Annotated in this window: 14 protein-coding genes; 8 read left to right on the forward strand and 6 right to left on the reverse strand. The window is 70.3% G+C overall.

The window, feature by feature from the left end; genetic code table 11:
- Positions 1 to 76: 76 nt before the first annotated feature.
- The gene (gene murJ, locus ABN611_RS12365; RefSeq protein ID WP_350279977.1) at positions 77 to 1,723 is read right to left on the reverse strand and encodes a murein biosynthesis integral membrane protein MurJ; all 1,647 of its coding nucleotides are present in this window, start codon (positions 1,721 to 1,723) and stop codon (positions 77 to 79) included.
- The gene (locus ABN611_RS12370; RefSeq protein WP_350279978.1) at positions 1,716 to 3,962 is read right to left on the reverse strand and encodes a hypothetical protein; all 2,247 of its coding nucleotides are present in this window, start codon (positions 3,960 to 3,962) and stop codon (positions 1,716 to 1,718) included. Before ABN611_RS12370 ends, murJ begins: the two co-directional genes overlap by 8 nt.
- Before the next feature lie 63 nt (positions 3,963 to 4,025).
- Between ABN611_RS12370 and ABN611_RS12375 the strand changes: the two genes are divergently transcribed.
- On the forward strand, positions 4,026 to 5,447 hold the full coding sequence (locus ABN611_RS12375) for a CCA tRNA nucleotidyltransferase (RefSeq protein ID WP_350281634.1): 1,422 nt from the start codon (positions 4,026 to 4,028) through the stop codon (positions 5,445 to 5,447).
- Here ABN611_RS12375 and ABN611_RS12380 read toward each other — a convergent pair.
- Positions 5,444 to 6,211: an aminotransferase class IV gene (locus ABN611_RS12380; protein WP_350279979.1), complete on the reverse strand. Its 768-nt coding sequence runs from the start codon at positions 6,209 to 6,211 to the stop codon at positions 5,444 to 5,446. The two genes, ABN611_RS12375 and ABN611_RS12380, sit on opposite strands and share 4 nt — an antisense overlap.
- 17 nt (positions 6,212 to 6,228) lie before the next feature.
- On the opposite strand from ABN611_RS12380, the gene ABN611_RS12385 reads away from it, so the two are divergent.
- Positions 6,229 to 6,840 (forward strand): hypothetical protein, encoded by a 612-nt coding sequence (locus tag ABN611_RS12385; protein WP_350279980.1) that lies wholly within the window; start codon positions 6,229 to 6,231, stop codon positions 6,838 to 6,840.
- Here ABN611_RS12385 and ABN611_RS12390 read toward each other — a convergent pair.
- Complete coding sequence (locus tag ABN611_RS12390) at positions 6,837 to 7,286, reverse strand: GNAT family N-acetyltransferase (RefSeq protein WP_350279981.1); 450 nt, start codon at positions 7,284 to 7,286, stop codon at positions 6,837 to 6,839. The two genes, ABN611_RS12385 and ABN611_RS12390, sit on opposite strands and share 4 nt — an antisense overlap.
- A gap of 68 nt (positions 7,287 to 7,354) precedes the next feature.
- Between ABN611_RS12390 and ABN611_RS12395 the strand changes: the two genes are divergently transcribed.
- The gene (locus tag ABN611_RS12395; RefSeq protein WP_350279982.1) at positions 7,355 to 8,584 is read left to right on the forward strand and encodes an amidase; all 1,230 of its coding nucleotides are present in this window, start codon (positions 7,355 to 7,357) and stop codon (positions 8,582 to 8,584) included.
- Here the strand turns inward: ABN611_RS12395 and ABN611_RS12400 are convergent.
- Positions 8,575 to 10,470: a glycoside hydrolase family 30 beta sandwich domain-containing protein gene (locus ABN611_RS12400; protein ID WP_350279983.1), complete on the reverse strand. Its 1,896-nt coding sequence runs from the start codon at positions 10,468 to 10,470 to the stop codon at positions 8,575 to 8,577. The genes ABN611_RS12395 and ABN611_RS12400 overlap by 10 nt on opposite strands.
- A gap of 112 nt (positions 10,471 to 10,582) precedes the next feature.
- Here ABN611_RS12400 and ABN611_RS12405 point away from each other — a divergent pair, with 112 nt between their 5' ends.
- Together ABN611_RS12405 and ABN611_RS12410 are read left to right on the forward strand one after the other, a co-directional pair.
- On the forward strand, positions 10,583 to 11,605 hold the full coding sequence (locus tag ABN611_RS12405; protein WP_350279984.1) for a LacI family DNA-binding transcriptional regulator: 1,023 nt from the start codon (positions 10,583 to 10,585) through the stop codon (positions 11,603 to 11,605).
- A 44-nt stretch (positions 11,606 to 11,649) separates the two neighbouring features.
- A complete protein-coding gene (locus ABN611_RS12410; RefSeq protein WP_350279985.1) occupies positions 11,650 to 13,104 on the forward strand; it encodes a M81 family metallopeptidase in 1,455 nt (484 codons plus the stop codon).
- Between the two features lie 83 nt (positions 13,105 to 13,187).
- On the opposite strand, the gene ABN611_RS12415 is transcribed toward ABN611_RS12410, so the two are convergent.
- The gene (locus ABN611_RS12415) at positions 13,188 to 13,625 is read right to left on the reverse strand and encodes a helix-turn-helix domain-containing protein (RefSeq protein ID WP_350279986.1); all 438 of its coding nucleotides are present in this window, start codon (positions 13,623 to 13,625) and stop codon (positions 13,188 to 13,190) included.
- 134 nt (positions 13,626 to 13,759) lie between these two features.
- On the opposite strand from ABN611_RS12415, the gene ABN611_RS12420 reads away from it, so the two are divergent.
- The 3 genes from ABN611_RS12420 to ABN611_RS12430 are packed head-to-tail and all read left to right on the forward strand — an operon-like array spanning position 13,760 to position 17,143.
- Complete coding sequence (locus ABN611_RS12420; RefSeq protein ID WP_350279987.1) at positions 13,760 to 14,656, forward strand: nitrilase family protein; 897 nt, start codon at positions 13,760 to 13,762, stop codon at positions 14,654 to 14,656.
- A 4-nt stretch (positions 14,657 to 14,660) separates the two neighbouring features.
- Positions 14,661 to 15,836, forward strand: coding sequence for a hypothetical protein (locus tag ABN611_RS12425; protein WP_350279988.1), 1,176 nt, complete (start codon positions 14,661 to 14,663; stop codon positions 15,834 to 15,836).
- Positions 15,833 to 17,143, forward strand: coding sequence for an amidase (locus ABN611_RS12430; protein ID WP_350279989.1), 1,311 nt, complete (start codon positions 15,833 to 15,835; stop codon positions 17,141 to 17,143). The genes ABN611_RS12425 and ABN611_RS12430 overlap by 4 nt, the downstream gene beginning before the upstream one ends.
- Positions 17,144 to 17,152: the final 9 nt, after the last annotated feature.

Here is a 17,152-nt window from a genome sequence, read left to right on the forward strand (position 1 = left end):
CAGCTGCCTGATCGCAGCCCCATCGTAGTGCCCTACTGACCCGGCAAGTGGTGCACTAATGCACAAGCGGTCCGGATCAGCGGCGGATCGGCAACTTCGATGTGACCATGGACACCACGTCGTTCACCTCGTGAATACGGAGTACCCGGGCCACACCGACGTACACCGGAAGCATCACGACGGCCGCGACCCCGAGCTGCAGGACCGCTCCGAGCGGGCCCGACCAGTCGATTGCGAGGCCCAGCGCCCAGAGCACCAGCCGCCCCGCACCGGCGCCCGCCACCGCCGCGATCACCATCGCGAGCAGCGGCAGCCCGACCCCGGCGCCCGGCACCCGCGGCACCTTCCGCCGCAGGACCGGCCGGGAGATCAGGACGGCGACGAGGTACGCCAGCGCGTACGCCGCGCCGAGCACCACGCCGCTGAACCGCAGGTGCTCCTCGTCCAGCAGCACCCGGACCCCGACGATCGCGGCCGCGATGTTCGTCGCCGCGATCACGCACTGCAGGAAGAACGGTGTCCGGGTGTCCTCGAAGGCGTAGAACGTGCGCAGCTGGAAGTACTGCACGGTGAACGGCACGAGCCCGAGCGCGAGCGCCATCAGCGTGTACGACATCAGCGTCAGGTTGTTCCGGCCGGAGCCGTACCCGGCGATGATCGTCACGATCGGGTAGGCGAACGCGATCATCGCGGCCGCCGCCGGCACCACGATCGCCAAGGTCTGCCGGATCGACCGCGCGGACAGCCGGCCCACCTCCGCGGTGTCGCCGTCGGCCGCCAGCGCGGACATCTGCGGCAGCGCCGCGGTCGCGAGCGAGACCGTGACGATGCCGTGCGGCACCAGGATGATCAGCATCGCGGTGCTGTACGCGAAGAGGCCCGCCTTCGCGCCGGGGTCGCTCGAGGCGCTACCGGCGATCGCGAGCTGGGTGACCACGACCAGCGTCACCTGGTTCACCGCGACGAACAGAACGGTCCAGATGCCCAATCGGGCAGTGTGTCCCAGACCGGTGCCGCGGAGCCCGAACTTCGGACGGTAGGTGTGACCGCTCGCCCGCAGGTACGGCAGCAGCACCAGCAGCTGGACGGCGATCCCGATCGTGTGGCCGAGTCCGAGCAGCAGCTCCTCGCCGTGGCTGTACGTCGGCGGGTCGTCACCGGTCCGGTAGACGAGCAGGAAGACCACGATCGAGGCGCACGCGACGATGTTGTTCGCGATCGGCGCCCACATCATCGGGCCGAACCGGCGCCGCGCGTTCAGCACCTGGCCGACCAGGACGAACGCGCCGTAGAAGAAGATCTGCGGCAGGCAGAGCCGGACGAACATGATCATGTTCGCCTTCTCGGTGACCCGCGACGGGTCGTGCAGCTCCTTCGGCAGGTACAGCTCCGCGATCGCGGGCGCCAGCAGGACGCAGGCCACCGTGACGACGGCGAGGACGACGAACCCGAAGGTCAGCACCCGGTTGGTGAAGTCCTGGCCGCCGTCGTCGTGGTTCTTGATCGCGCGCACCAGCTGCGGGACCAGCACAGTGTTGAACACGCCGCCGGCCAGCAGGATGTACAGGCTGTTCGGGATGGTGTTCGCGGCGGTGAAGATGTCGCCGCGGAGCGCCGTACCGATCGCGGCCGCGAGCAGGGCGATCCGGATGAATCCGAGCAGGCGGGACAGCACCGTTCCGGCTGCCATCACCGCCGCGGAGCGCAGGGTGCGGTCAGCCATCCTTCGAACCGACTCCTTCTTTCAGCGACGGTCCCGGGGTCTCGGGTACGTCGTTCGCCTCGGGGCGATCGTGGGCGGGATCCGCGGTCTCGGTGCTGACGGCGGCGGGGTTGCGGCGCTCGATGCGCACGCGGCGGTAGATGCGGACGAATGACGTACCGAACAGCAGGGCGCAGGCGGCGCCGACCAGGATCCAGCCGACGCTGCCGTACTGGCTGGCCTGGATCAGCAGCTCCTGCGACTTGCCGACCGGCTCGCCGCCGGCGGTGGTGACCTGGGCGTTGGCGCGGATCAGGCCGTTCTGCTCGGCGCTCGCGGTGATCCGCGGGGTCCACTTCTGGCCCGGGGCGAGGACCACGGTCCCCAGCGGCTGGATCTTCAGATCGGACCGGTTCGCGGGCGTGACCACGATGCCCACCCGGACCGACGACTCGGTGTCGTTGGTGATCGTCAGCGGGAACGTGCCCTTGCTGCCGGCCAGGTTGACCTTGATCTCCTTACGCAGCCCGCGGTCCACGCTGGCGTTCACCAGGCGCACCTTGCCGAGCTGCTGGTTGGCCGAGCCGAGCTCGATCGCGGTGAAAGCGCGCGCCTCGTCGGGGAACCCGGCCCAGCCCGCCGAGGTTGACCGGAGCAGTGCCTGGGCCATCACCTCCGGCAGCTGGGTCGCGTCGACGAGCAGGTTCCGCATGGTGGTGGTCGCGGTGTCGAGCTGCTTGATGCCGTTGAGCTGGGACTCGGTGAGCGTGCCGTTCGTCCTGCGCGCCGTGGGCGGCTTGGCGGTCTGCGGCCTCGGGGCGGCGGCCACGACCGCCGCGACGTCGGTGGCCTTGATCCAGGGCAGCGACAGGCTGGCCGCGAGCGCTGTGGTCGCGGCGCCGTCGCTGTCCCAGCCGCGCGGAGGCAGGGCGACGACCGAGGCCGTCGTCTTGCCGGCGGCCGCGATCAGCGCGGTCACGGCGGCGAACCGCTGCCGGACCTGGAGCGGGTTGTCAGCGGTGCCGGCGTCCGGGCCGCCCGCGGTGAGCGAGGAGTCCGCGATCACCGTGCGCACCGACTGGTCGGGGCTTCCCGGGGTGAGTACGTCGTACACCGGGGTGCTGGTCAGCACCGGGCGGTCGGCGGCGGACCAGGAGGAACTGGTGACCAGGTTCAGGTCGTTGGGGGTGGAGCCGGCGAAGCCTCCGGACGCGGCGCCCAGGTAGCGGCTGGCCGCGGCGCCGCCTTCCAGCGCGAGTCCGTTGGTGAAACCGGGCGCCAGCTCACCGCCGGAGCGTTCGGTCTTCGTCCGGGCCTGCGCGACGAGCTTCTTCAGCGGGTCGCCCGCGTCCAGCAGGCCGGCCACGTCCGGATCGCCGTACGGCAGCAGGACGACCTGGTTGCCCCTGGTCCGGCCGGCGTCGAACTCCTGCAGCCACGAGGTCGCGACGGCCTGACCGGTGCCGGGCGTGGTCTGGCCGTTCTGGCCGAGGATCACGTACCCCTTGGCCAGCTGCCGGATCTCGTCCAGCATCGCCGGGTCGACCAGCCAGGTGACGCGGTGCTTCTTGCCGAGCGCGAGCAGCCGGCCGAGCGAACCGGTCGGGGCGAGCGCCTGCGCGAGTGACTCGTTGGCGAAGTTCCGGCCGCCGAGCTGGGTCGGACGGTGCCGCAGCGGGATGACGAGGGCGGTGTTGACCGCGCGGGTCAGCGGCTGCTTGCCGAGCACCGGCATCAGCACCCGGGCGCGGCCGGCCATCATCCGTCCGTTCTCGGGCGGTTGGCCGCGGAACGTGACGCCGACGACGTACACGCCGGTCTGGTCGGTGATCCGCCATTCCTTCCACGGCACCGTCAGCGAGAACGCGACCGTCTCCTTGGGTGCCAGCGGCTTGTCGAACGGCTGGAAGGTCTGCTCGTCGTTGGTCAGGTTGCTGCAGCTGTCCCGGTCGTTCAGCGGGATGTTCTGCTCGGTGGGGATCGCGTCCAGGGCGGCGGTGCTGGCCAGCCGGGTGCGGTCGATACAGGCGAGCGCCTGCGGGTCGTTGAACGTCACCGAACTGGTGTTCGTCACCCGGCCCTTGATCACCACCGGCTGACCGGGCTTCGGCGCGACCGGACCGAACGAGTCGATGGTGACCTGGACGGTCGGCTCGTCGGCCGGCGCCGCACCGGCCGGAGCGCCCGAAGTCGCTGCCGAAGCAGCAACCAGCAGGCAAGCCCCCGCCACCGCGGAGAGCCTCAGTCGCCGTCTGAACACGCCGTCACCGTAACCTAGTTCCCCGTGTCACCATTTGCCGACCAGTCAGCCTCGGCCGGATCGTTGTCCGCCGTCCAACGGAGGGGGGTCCAGGCGTTGCTGCAACTTGCTCCGGTCGTCGACGAGCTGGGCGCCCGGTTCGCCGCCGCGGGCCACGAGATCGCGCTGGTCGGCGGCCCTGTCCGGGACATTCTGCTCGGCCGGGGGAGCAAGGATCTGGACTTCACCACGTCAGCGCACCCGGACGTGATCGAGCGGCTGGTGTCCGGCTGGGCGGACCATGTCTGGGACATCGGCAAGGCGTTCGGCACCATCGGCTGTCGCAAGGGTGAGTGGGTCCTGGAGATCACGACGTACAGGTCGGAGACCTACGATCCCACCTCGCGCAAACCGGAGGTGGCCTACGGCGACAGCCTGGAGGGCGACCTGGCCCGCCGGGACTTCGCGATGAACGCGATGGCGGTCCGGCTGCCGTCGCGGCAGTTCGTGGATCCGTACGGCGGCATCGAGGACGTCGCGCACCGCCGGATCCGGACGCCGGGTACGCCGGAGGACTCGTTCAGTGACGACCCGCTGCGGATGATGCGGGCGGCGCGGTTCGCGGCGCAGCTCGGGTTCACGCCGGACCCGGCCGTGGTGGCGGCGATGACGGCGATGGCCGAGCGGATCACGATCGTCTCCGCCGAGCGGGTCCGCGACGAGCTGGAGAAGCTGATCTGCTCCGGGCACCCGCGGATCGGGCTCGACCTGCTGGTGTCGACCGGGCTCGCGCAGCACGTGCTGCCCGAACTGCCGGCGCTCCTCGACGCCGAGGACGAGCACCGGCGGCACAAGGATGTGTACCAGCATTCGCTCACCGTCCTCGACCAGGCCATCGATCTGGAGTCCCGTCTCTCTGTTCCGACGCCGGATTTCGTCGTTCGGTTCGCGGCGCTGATCCACGACATCGGGAAACCGAAGACCCGCAGGTTCGAGGGTGCGCGGAAGGTGACCTTCCACCACCACGACGTGGTCGGCGCGAAGCTGGCCCGGAAGCGGATGAAGGCGCTGCGGTTCAGCAACGAGCAGATCGACCAGGTCAGCAAGCTGATCGAGCTGCACCTGCGCTTCCACGGCTACGGCGACGGCGAGTGGACCGATTCCGCCGTACGCCGCTACGTCCGCGACGCCGGCGACCAGCTGGAACGCCTGCACGTTCTCACCCGCGCCGACTGCACCACCCGCAACCGCCGCAAGGCGGAGGCCCTCCGCGCCGCGTACGACGACCTGGAAGCCCGCATCGCCCGCCTCAAGGAGCAGGAGGAACTCGACGCCCTCCGCCCCGACCTCGACGGCAACCAGATCATGCAGATCCTCGGCATCCCCCCGGGCCGCGAGGTCGGCGAGGCCTACAAGTTCCTCATGAACCTCCGCCTCGACGAGGGCCCCCTCGGGGAGGACCAAGCCCGCGAAAAACTCCTCGAATGGTGGTCCGCGCGCTCCTAGATCGGCTGTGGCTGTTGGGTGGCGTAGGCCTTGGCGATGACGGCGGCGGACTCGTCGTGGGGTGTGTAGGTGATGGTGTGCTCGCCGGCGGTGATCGACGCGACGGGTAGGGCTGGGTCGATGGAGTTGGTGAGGTAGGCGGCGTCGTAGGTCGACAGCTCGCTCAGGGGGACTGGTGTCGTGTCGTAGGTGGGCAGGGCGCGTTGGAGGAGTCGCTGGCGGATTCCGGGCAGGGCTGGGGCCGCCGGGAAGGTGATGTGCGGGCCGCGGGCGAAGCAGATGTTCCAGATGGTGGCTTCGGAGATGTCGCTGGAGGGGGTGTGGAAGACGGCGTTGTCGTAGCCCGACTGCTGGGCCTGGCGGCTGTAGTAGGTGAGGTCGAAGCTGCCGGTGTGTTTGAGGTGCGGGACGGCGCGCTCGTGCTGGATCGCGAGCAGGCGGAGCGGCTCGGTGCCGGGGGCCGCCGGCGGGCCGACGTGGACCAGCAGATTGAGCTCGGCGGTGGCGAAGACGTTGACGCGGATCGAGAGGTTGCCGGAGTCCGCTAGCTCCAGCGCGGCGCGGAGGTCGGCGCGTACGCGGTCCGCGGGCAGCGGCCGGCCGAAGACTTCCTGAGTACTGCGATCCAGGCGCTCGAAGTGCAGGTACAACCCGTCGACCAGCCCGTCGCGCACCTGCATCGACGTGAAGTGCCCGTACGCCGCCGCGCGCAGTACCCCCGGATCGACCGCCAGAGGTGCGCCGTTCAACAGATATTCGCTCACGGCCCTAGTCTCGCGTTGTGGACGTATGGAGCATCATCGGGTGGGGCGGATCCGCGCTGGTCGTGCTGTCGTTGCTGCAGACCCGGATCCTGCGGTTGCGCATCCTGAACCTGGTCGGATGCGTGATCCTCGTCGGGTTCAACGCGGTGGTCGGCGTCTGGCCGATGGTCGGGATGAACGCGGTACTCGCCGTCATCAACGTCGTACACCTCTGGCGGCTGCTCCGGCACCGGCACGACGAGGCGGAGTACCAGGTCCTCCAGGTGAACGAGACCGACGCGTACCTCGGCTTCGTCCTGGAGCAGCACCGCAAGGACATCAGCCGGTTCAACCCCGGCTTCACGCCCGGCACGAGCCCGTACGCGTTCCTGGTCCAGCACGGCGACCGCACCGTTGGCGTCGTCCTCGCCCACGACGCCGGCACCGGGCGCGCGCAGATCGACCTCGACTATGTGGTCCCGAAGTACCGCGACTTCACCCCGGGCGAGTTCGTGTACCGCCGCAGCGACGTGTTCACCGAGCACGGCTTTCGCCAGGTCATCGCGCCGCCCCGGATGCGCGACTCCACGCCGTACCTGAAGAACCTCGGCTTCCACCGCGAGGGCGAGCACCTGGTGCTGAACCTTTAGAGGTCCTTCGCGTAGCAGAGCGAGGCGACCTCGTGCTCGAACGGCGGGTACGGCGGGGTGGGGCGGTAGCCGTGGTTCGTGTAGAGGGCGATCGCCTCGACCTGCCGGGTGCCGGTTTCGAGGCGGAGACGGGTCAGGCCGGCCAACTTCGCCTGAGTCTCGAGCGCTTCGAGCAGGACGCGCGACAGGCCCCAGCCGCGGGCGGCCGGGGCGACGTACATCCGCTTGATCTCGCCGAGCCCCGGCGCGACCGGCTGGAGGCCGACGCAGCCGACCGGCGTTCCGTCCAGCGCCAGCACGGTGAACGCGATGTCGGGATGCAGCGCGACGAGTGGCTGGTCCTCGCCGTACGTCGCCGCGAGCTCGGCCTGCTGAGCGCTCGTGAGGGCGAGCACGTCAGGGTCGGTCGGCGGCGCCTGCCGCAGTTCCACTCCCTCGATCACCATGCCCGTGGACGGTAGCAAGTCGGCGTGACGCCCCTGTTTCCGATTCCTCTCCGTGGTCTGATGGGCAGGTGAGGACGGTGCAGGAGCTCGCGACCGGCGTACGGAACGGCACGCTGGACCCGGTGCGGCTGGTCGAGGACGCACTCGAGCGCGCGGGTGAGATCGCCGACCTGAACGCCGTCGTGCACCTGGACGTCGACGGCGCCCGTACGGCGGCCGCGGCGCACGACCGGACGGGCGCGCTCGCCGGCGTGCCCGTGCTGGTGAAGGAGCTCATCGAGGTCGAGGGCCTGCCGTACCGCTGCGGGTCCGCGGCGATGAACGAGGTCGGCCGCCAGGACGCGGAGATCGTACGGCGGTTGCGTGCGGCCGGCGCGATCGTGATCGGGCTGTCGCACACGCACGAGTTCGCCTACGGCTGCACCGGTACGTCGAACCGCGTCGGCCCGTGCCGGAACCCGCACGACCCGTCGCGGATGACCGGCGGATCGAGTTCGGGGTCGGCGGCCGCAGTGGCGGCGGGCGTGGTGCCGTTGGCGATCGGGACGGACACGGCGGGCTCGGTGCGGATCCCGGCCGCGTTGTGCGGGGTCGTCGGGTTCAAGCCGTCGTACGGCACGCTGCCGGCCGACCGGGTGTTCCCGTTGTCGCAGAGCCTGGACCACGTCGGCGTGCTCACCCGGACCGCGGCCGATGCGACGTACGCCCTCGACGCGCTGGCCGGTCCAGCTGCGGCAACCCTGACCACAGCGCCGCGCCTCGGAGTCGTCAGCAACCCGGAGTACCTCGAGTTCACGCCGGAGGTGGGTGTTGCGTGGTCGGCCGCTGTGGAGAAGCTCGACCTGGTCGAGGTACGGCTACCGGATTGGTCCACAAGCTTTTCCACAGCTGCGAACCTGCAAGGCCCCGAGGCCGTGGCGAACCACCGCGGCCGCGTCCAGGACCGCTACCAGCCCGACGTGCGCCAACGCCTGCTGGAAGCCTCGCAGGTCCGCCCGGCCGACTACGAGCGGGCGCGGGTGGACGCTGCGAGGATCACCGCGGAGCTGGACGAGGTGCTGCGCCAGGTGGATGCGGTGGTCACACCAACAGTTCTGACCACCGCGCCACCGATCGGCGCGGCCGACGTCGAGGTGCGCAAGCAACTGCTCACCAACACGCGCCTCGCGAATCTGACCCGGCACGCGGCCGTCAGCCTCCCGATCCCGGCTGACGGCCTTCCCGTGGGTCTCCAGGTCATTGCTGCAACCAACGAACAGGCGGCCGCGGTCGCCTGCTGGATCGAAGCTCAGCGGTAGATCCGCACATCGGCCAGACTCCACCAGTTGCCGGCGGTCCCGGTCTGGGTGATGCGGACATAGCGTGCGTACGTCGGTTGTACGTCGACCGTCGTGAGCTGGCTGCTCGACACGCCGCTCGCGATCGTCCGCCAGGTAGCGCCATCGTTGCTGACGGCAACCTCATGACCGTGCGCGTGATCACCGACGTTCCCGCCGCTGTCCAGCGCGACCCGCCGGAACACCTGCCCCTTGCCGAGATCCACCTGCACCCACTGCCCCGGCGCCTGCGCGGTCTTGCTCTGCCACACGGTCGAGCCGTCCGCGTCGACCAGCCAGCCCGCGCCGGCCCCGTTCACGCTCGCCGTCGCGCCCGTCGCGGTCAGCTCCCGCGGTACGTCGACCGGCATCCGGCCCCAGGTGTACGTCGCCACCGCTCCGCCCGGCAGTTCGTACTCGAAGGACCGATCACCGACCGCCACCGCGAACGTCCGCGGGTCGTCGTTCTCGTTGTGGACGACGAGCGCCGTCGTACCGTCCGGGTTGCGGAACGCGGCGGACATCAGCTGCCCGTTCCACCCGGTCGTCCCGTACGACGTACTCCCGATCCGCACCGCGCCCGGCTTCACGAACTTCGCCAGGTGCCCGATCGTGTAGTACTCCGCATCCGTCGTGACCGTGCCGTCCGGCTGCAGGGTGACCAGGCCGGTGCACGTGTCGCAGCCGCCGAGGTGCGGGCCGCCGGTCGAGTCGAGGGCGATGTTCCAGTTGACGACCGACTTCGCCCAGTTGCGCGTCGTACCCGTCATCAGGGTGCGGGCGTGCCAGGTGAGCGTGCCGCGGAAGATCTGCGGCGGGGTGTCGTTCGGCCCGTGCGAGCCGGAGCACTCGGTGAACCAGATCCCCTTCGACGGGAACGCCTTCTGCAGGTCGGTCTGCTTCGACGGGTCGCCGGAGTAGCAGTGGTACGCCGTACCCGCGATCCACTTGGCCGCCTGGCTCTGGAGGAGCTTGTACGGGTAGTCGGCCTCCGGGTCCTCGCCGGGCGGGGTGGAGGCGACGTCGCCGGGATGCGTCGTCCAGTTGTGGTCGTAGCCGAGGATCTTCGTGCGCGGACTGGCCTTCCGCAGCAGCGGTCCCAGGGCGGTGATGACCGCTGCCGCCTGGCGCACCGGCAGGTCGGTGCCCGGGTACGCGCTCGGCTTGCGGTTCTGCGGCTCGTTCTGGATCGACAGGAAGTCGATCGGTACGCCGGCCCGCGTGTACGCCTCCACGAACTTCACCAGGTAGCGCGCGTACGCGTCGTACACCTTGGGGTCGTCCTTCAGTCGGCCGCCGACGAGCGAGTCGCCGGTCTTCATCCAGGCGGGCGGGCTCCACGGCGTCGCCATCACCTTGAGCTGCGGGTTGAGCTGCTTGGCGCGGCGGAGCAACGGCAACACTTGTGGCTCGTCCCGCGCGATGCTGAAGTGCCGCAGGCCGAAGTCCGTCTGCCCGGCCGGTACGTCGTCGTACGTGTAGTGCTCGGTCGCTGCGGTGAAGTCGGACGAGCCGACGGGTTGGCGCAGGAAGCTGACGCCGATGCCCTGCTGCGGGTCGAACAGCTTGCGCAGCGTCTGCTCGCGGTCCGCCGGACTGAGCCGGTGGAGAACGGCGGCCGACGAGTCGGTGATCGAGGCGCCGAAGCCGTCCATGGTCTGGTACGTCGTTCGCGGGTCGACCGTGATCGTGGTGCGGTCGCTCGCGCCGTCCCGGAACCTGACCGGCGAGCGCTCGTGAAGCAGCTCGGCACGGTCCGGAGTGGTGACCCAGACGCGGACCTGGGCGGACGGGGGCTGGGCCTGCGCGGGCCCGGTCAGGGAAGCGGCCGCGAGCGCAAGCGCGAGGCCGAAGGCTGGTGTTCTCATCGCACTCCTCGGGATGAAACAAACGGCCACAGGAAACGTCTGCGATCAGGCACTGTCAAGGTCTGGGAGCGGTGCACTAGAGTGCTGAGCGTGAAACATCGGGATGTAACAAATGCCGCGCGGTAGAGCGACCGTTCGGGACGTCGCGGCGGCGACCGGCGTCTCGATCGCGACCGTGTCCCGGGTGCTGAACCAGCAGGGGAGCGTGGCCCCGGAGACCCGCCGACTGGTTGAACAGGCCGTCTCCGAGCTCGGACTGCGCGCGCCGGCGCCTCGCGGCGGTACGGCGAAACCGGTCGACGGCGCGGTCTTCGTGCGCTGCCCGTACGTGCTCACCGACTACTTCGGGCTGATCGTGTCGTCGATCGCCGAGACGCTGGACCGCCACGGACGACAGGTCGTCCTGAACGCGGGCGAGGCCGCCGCGCACGATCCCGTGCTGCAGTCGCTGGCGTCGCGCCGGGAGATCGGCGGCGCGATCCTGATCCTGCCGCCCGAGCCGGGCGCGGACCTGGTCCGGCTGAGTTCGCGGCGGTTCCCGTTCGTCGTCGTGGATCCGCGGACGGCGCTGCCCCGCGACATCCCGTCCGTGTCCGCCGCGCACCACGCCGGCGCCCGGCAACTGACGTCGTACCTGACCGGGCTCGGGCACACGCGGATCGGGGTGATCGCCGGTCCGCGCGAGTGGCTGGCCGCGGATGAGCGGCTGAGCGGGCACGCGGCCGCGCTCGCCGACGTCGGCATCCTTCCCGACCCGGCGCTGATCCGGCACGAGCAGCCGACCACCACGCACGGCTATCGCGCCGCGGCGGAACTGCTCGAGCTCGAGCCGCGGCCGACGGCGCTGGTCGCGTTCAACGACAAGGCGGCGATCGGGGCGCTGCAGGCCGCGGCGGATCGCGGGCTGTCCGTGCCCGGTGACGTGTCGATCGCCGGGTTCGACGACATCGACCTGGCGCGCGCGACGACGCCGCAACTCACCACCGTCCGGCAGCCGTTGCAGGAGATGGGGCGGATGGCCGTCAGCCTGCTGATCCGCCTGCTGGACCGACATGAGGTCGAGGCGCTGCACGTCGAACTCGCGACTGAGCTCGTGGTCCGCGGCTCCACCGGTCCGAGTTTGTCCAGATTTTAACGAGGACCGTGCGCGAAACGGCTCGGTTGTGGCAAGTTTTGGGCATGAACCTTCGGATCGGCATTGCCGGGATTGCCATCGAGTCCAGCACGTTCTCGCCGCACCGCGCCGGGCTGGCGGATTTCGACGTACGGCGGGGAGACCGCATCCTCGAGCGCTACGACTTCCTCGGCAAGGACTGGGCGCAGGGGATCGAGTGGGTCCCGCTGCTGCACGCGCGCTCGCTGCCCGGCGGTGCTGTGCTGCCGGAGGTGTACGACGAGTTGTCCGCGGAGATCATCACCCGCCTCGAGGAGGCGGGGCCGCTCGACGCGTTCTTCTTCGACATCCACGGCGCGATGAGCGTCGTCGGACGGCAGGACGCGGAGGCCGACCTGGCCACGCGGATCCGGGCCGTGCTCGGTCCCGACGTACTCGTGTCGGCCTCGATGGACCTGCACGGGAACGTGTCGCGTGAGCTCGGTACCGCGGTCGATCTGATCACCTGCTACCGGATGGCGCCGCACGAGGACGCGATGGAGAGCCGCGAGCGTGCGCTGCGGAACCTGGTCGAGCGCGCGCGGTCCGGGCTCGGGAAGCCGGCGAAGGCGTGGATCCAGGTGCCGGTGCTGCTGCCGGGCGAGAAGACGTCGACGCGGCTCGAGCCGGCGAAGTCGATCTACCGGCGCGTGGGCGAGATCGCGGACGAACCCGGCGTACTGGACGCGGCCGTGTGGGTCGGGTACGCGTGGGCGGACGAGCCGCGGTGCCGGGCGGCCGTGGTGGTGACCGGGGACGACACCGAGCTGATCACGGCGCGGGCCGCCGAGCTGGCGAAGGCGTACTGGGACGCGCGGGACGGGTTCGAGTTCGTGGCGCCGACGGGAACGTTGGCGGAGTGCGTCGCGGCCGGTCTGGCGAGTGACGCGCGGCCGTTCCTGATCAGCGACTCCGGCGACAACCCGACCGCGGGCGGTGCGGGCGACGTGTCCTGGACGCTCGGCGAACTGCTGCAGGTCGAGGAGCTGACCGCGGGCAAGGCCACCGCGATCCACGCCAGCATCACCGATCCGGATGCCGTCGCCGCCTGTGTCGCGGCGGGCATCGGCAACCCGGTCGAGGTCACCGCCGGCGGCAAGGTCGACTCCGGCCCCGCCGGTCCGGTCGCGCTGTCCGGCACGGTCTTCTCCATCGCCGAGGATCCGGTCGGCGGCACCGTTGCGGTGGTACAGGCAGGTGGCCTGCACTCCATCCTCACCACCCGCCGCAAGCCGTACCACCACCTGGCCGACTTCACCCTCCTCGGCCTCGACCCCGCCACCACCGACCTGATCATCGTCAAGATCGGCTACCTCGAGCCCGAGCTCTACAACCTCGCCGCCGACTGGCTCCTGGCCCTGACCCCCGGCGGCGTGGACCAAGACCTCCTCCGCCTGGGCCACCACGGCGTACTCCGCCCCCTCTACCCCTTCGACCCCGACATGCCCACCCCCGACCTGACCCCCGAACTCCTGCCGTAGCGGCCGGCAACTTGCGATAAGCCCCGGGGTCTGGAGACAAGCAATACCTTGTCTCCAGACCCCGCGGCTTGTCGCGGGTCCGGTCAGCCGGCGACCTTCTGGACGAAGGCCTCCGAGGAGTCCAGGACGCGACCGGTCGCATCGGTGGGCTCCAGCCGGCGGAGCGGGCGGTTGTGCTGGGTGTCCAGGAGGACCGAATGCGGTTCGGACTCCTCGAACAGGTGCTCTTCGCCCCACTGGCGCAGGCTGACGAGGATCACGAAGAGGTCCCGGCCCTTCGGGGTCAGCGCGTACTGGTGGTACGCGCTCCCGCCGGCTCCGGGAACGATCTCGAGGATGCCGTGCGCGACGAGTTCGCGCAGCCGTGCGGACAGGATGTTCTTCGCCAGGCCCAGGTTCCGCTGGAACTCGCTGAACCGGGTGATGCCGTCGAACGCGTCCCGGACGATGAGCAGCGACCACCGGTCGCCGATGACGTCCACCGCCCGCGCGACCGGGCACTCCGCTGTTTCGTGTGTCACGCGCTGCGGCATCCGTGTCCTCTCCTCGGGGCCCGGTCACTTCTCGACAAGTGGTTGCAAGTATAAACCGCCTCGTCTACGCTCCCGCTCAAGCGGTTTCAAGTTGAAACCAGATTCGACGAGAGGTGAGCGTCATGACAGAGGCGGATACGCGGGTGAGCCCGGTGCGGGTCGCGGTCGTGCAGTTCGAGCCGCGCGTCGGCGTCGAGAACCTGAAGGCGAACGCGCTGGCGGTCGAGCAGCGGCTGATCGCGGCGGCGGACGCGGGAGCAGGGCTCATCGTGCTCCCGGAACTGGCGACCACCGGGTACGTGTTCGAGACCCGTGCGGAGGCGTACGCCCACGCGGAGGTGGTTCCGGACGGCCCGACCGTGGAGTCGTTCGTGCGGATCGCTGCCGAGCGGAACGTCTACATCGTCGGCTGTGTCGCCGAACGCGACGGCGTGACGCTGTACGACACCGCCGTACTGGTCGGGCCCGAGGGCTACATCGGGCGGTACCGCAAGACGCACCTGTGGAACACCGAGAAGCTCTGGTTCACGCCGGGCAACGAAGGATTCTCGGTGTACGACACGAAGATCGGCCGGATCGGGCTGCTGGTGTGCTGGGACATCTGGTTCCCCGAGACCGCGCGGATCGTGGCCCAGCTGGGTGCCGACATCATCTGCGTCCCCACCGGCTGGGTGTGGACCCCTCCGCCGCTGTACGACGCGAGCGGTGTCTGCATGGCCGCGTACCTGACGATGACGGCGGCGCACGCCAACAACGTCTTCATCGCGACCGCGGACCGGATCGGTCAGGAGCGCGGCGCCGGCTTCATGGGCAACTCGCTGATCGCCGGGACGAACGGGTGGCCGATCGACCGGATCGCCGGCCCGGACGAGGACACGATCATCGTCGCGGACGTCGACCTGACCGCTGCCCGGACGGCGCCGATCTGGAACCAGCTCAACGATCTGCACCGCGACCGGCGGACCGATCTGTACGACCAGATGCTGGGGTACGGCGACCGCGCTCCGCTCCCGAGGTGACCTCGTGACGACGGTCCGAGGTACGACCGGTTTCACCGGCTCCAGGCGGGCCGCGGCCGGCGCCGGCCTGATCTTCGTCGCGCTGGTTGCGCTCGCCGGATGGACGTTCGCGCGTCTGGTCCACGGCAGCGGGTCCTGGGACGGCGACTACACCGAGCCGGCGCGGTTCGTGTCCTGGCTGGTCGGCTCCATCAGCGAACCGCAGTACTACGCCGTTGCCCCGGCCGGGGCGCTGCTGCTGATCGGCGGCTTGGCCGCGCACGTCGCGCACCGGATGTCCTGGCGGTGCCAAGGGTTCGTCCAGGCCTGCGGATCCGGCCTGTGGCCGTGGGCGGCCGGCAGCGCACTGGCGAGCCTGATGCTGGGCAACGTCATCTGGGGCTGGACCCTGGTGCCAGGGAGTTGGCAGCCGCTCTTCGTGCCACTGGTCTCCGTGGCTCCGGCAGTGGTCGTCCTCTACGGTCCGGGCCTGCGGATCGCGGCATCGGCGGCCGTCCTCGGAGCCCTCCTGACTCCACCTGCCTCGATCCTCGCGGTCGAGTACCTCTGCCGGCCGCTGGCGCTTCCGCCGGTGGTCGGCGCGACGACAGGCATGTGGCTCGGCGCGGCGGTGGCGTTCTGGATCTGCAGTCGGCTCCGCTGGATGCCGCCGGCAGGTGCCTGGCGTGCACAACAGCAGCAGGTTCCGCCGGCAGGTCCCGAGAACTCGCTGCTGTGGGTACCGCGTCGAGCCCTGGCGGACTTCTCCGAAGCACAGTTCTTCGGCAACGAATGGGCCAGTGCGACGCTCCTCGCCGGGGCCGTCGTCGCGCACGCGATCAGCTCGTCCAGTACGGCGTACGGCTCCGGCCTGTTCGCCGCGGTCCTGGCGAGTCAGGTGATCACCGCGCTCGCCGGCGTCCTGGTCTGGCGGAGGCGCTGGCAGCGGCACGGGTTCTACCCGACGTTCGTGCCGGTCGTCTCGGTGGCGCCGGCGACGGTCCTCGCTTTCGGCGGGACCGTCGAGTCAGTCCTGGCCGGTGCATTGCTCGGTGCGCTGATCGCCCCGCCGGTGGCGGCCGCGATCTCGGCGCGGCTGCCGAAGACCTTCCATCCGTTCGTCGGCAACGTCGCATCGATGAGCGTGTGTACGGCGCTCGTCGTGCCGGCGCTCCGACTCGTCCCTGGATTCACCTCATGACTGTTGCTGAACTCGCCCGAGCGCTGCGCCGCCGGGAGCTCACCGCGACCGAGATCGTCGACGCCGCGTTGCGCCGCGCCCACGAGTTGAACCCGACCCTCAACGCGTTCGCCCTGATCGACGACGAGGACGCCCGCGCCGCGGCCCGGAACGCGGACGAACAGCTTGCGGCGGGCGTCGACCTCGGTCCACTGCACGGCATCCCGGTGGCGGTGAAGGACCTGATCGACATCGCGGGCCTGCCCACCAGTTGCGGCTCGGCCACCTCCTTCGGCGCGACCGCGACCGAGGACGCCGAGGTCGTCCGGCGGCTGCGCGCCGCGGGCGCCGTGATCATCGGCAAGACGACACTGCACGAATTCGCGTACGGCGCCACGGGTGATCGATCCGTCCACGGCGCCGCTCGCAACCCGGCCGATCCGCGCCGGATGTCCGGCGGCAGCAGTGGCGGCAGCGCCGTCGCGGTGGCCGCCGGCATCGTGCCCATCGCGCTGGGCACCGACACGGCCGGATCGGTCCGCGTACCGGCCGCGTTGTGCGGTGTCGTCGGATTCAAGCCGGCGTACGACGCGATCCCCGGCGCGGGGGTGTATCCCTTGGCTCCGACCCTGGATCACGTCGGGCTGCTCACCGCGACGACCGGCGACGCGCTCCTCGGCTACCAGGCTCTCGGCGATTCTCCGGTCGAACCGGTGCCGGGTGACGACGTCGCCGTCGGGTGGCTTCGGCCCGAGTCCGTCGCCGTGGCCGATGCGAAGGTCGTGGGACTGGCGCGGCACGCCGTACTGCGCACCGGCTTCGCCGTCGAAGTCGTCGATGATTTCCCGAAGTGGGAGCGGACCGAGAGCCTGTTCGAGATCTTCTCGACGCTGCAGTCCCGCGAGGCGTTCCGCGTGCACGAGAAACACCTCGAAGCGGACGCCGGCCTCATCGACCCGGAGGTCCTCGCCCGGCTCCGGAAGGGCCGGCGAGTCACGGATCGGGACTACGCCGCGGCGGACGCGGCACGGCGCGAGTTCCGGGTCCTGGTCGACGAGCTCTTGTCGGCGTACGACGTCCTCGCGCTGCCGACCGCACCGATCGTCGCGCCGGTCGTGGGCGAGCGAAGCGTCCCGGTGGCGGGCGCGGACCTGGAGGTCCGGGCTGCGCTGCTGTCCCTGACCAGCCCGTGGAACCTGACCGGATCACCCGCGCTCAGCGTTCCGGTGAGCCGCCTCGACGGGTTGCCGGTCGGCGTACAGCTCGTCACCGCACCAGGCCGGGAGGGGCTGCTCTTCGCTGTCGCCCGGCAACTCGAAACCCGCTGACACGACGAG

This window comes from Kribbella sp. HUAS MG21 (assembly GCF_040254265.1).
Lineage (GTDB): Bacteria > Actinomycetota > Actinomycetes > Propionibacteriales > Kribbellaceae > Kribbella.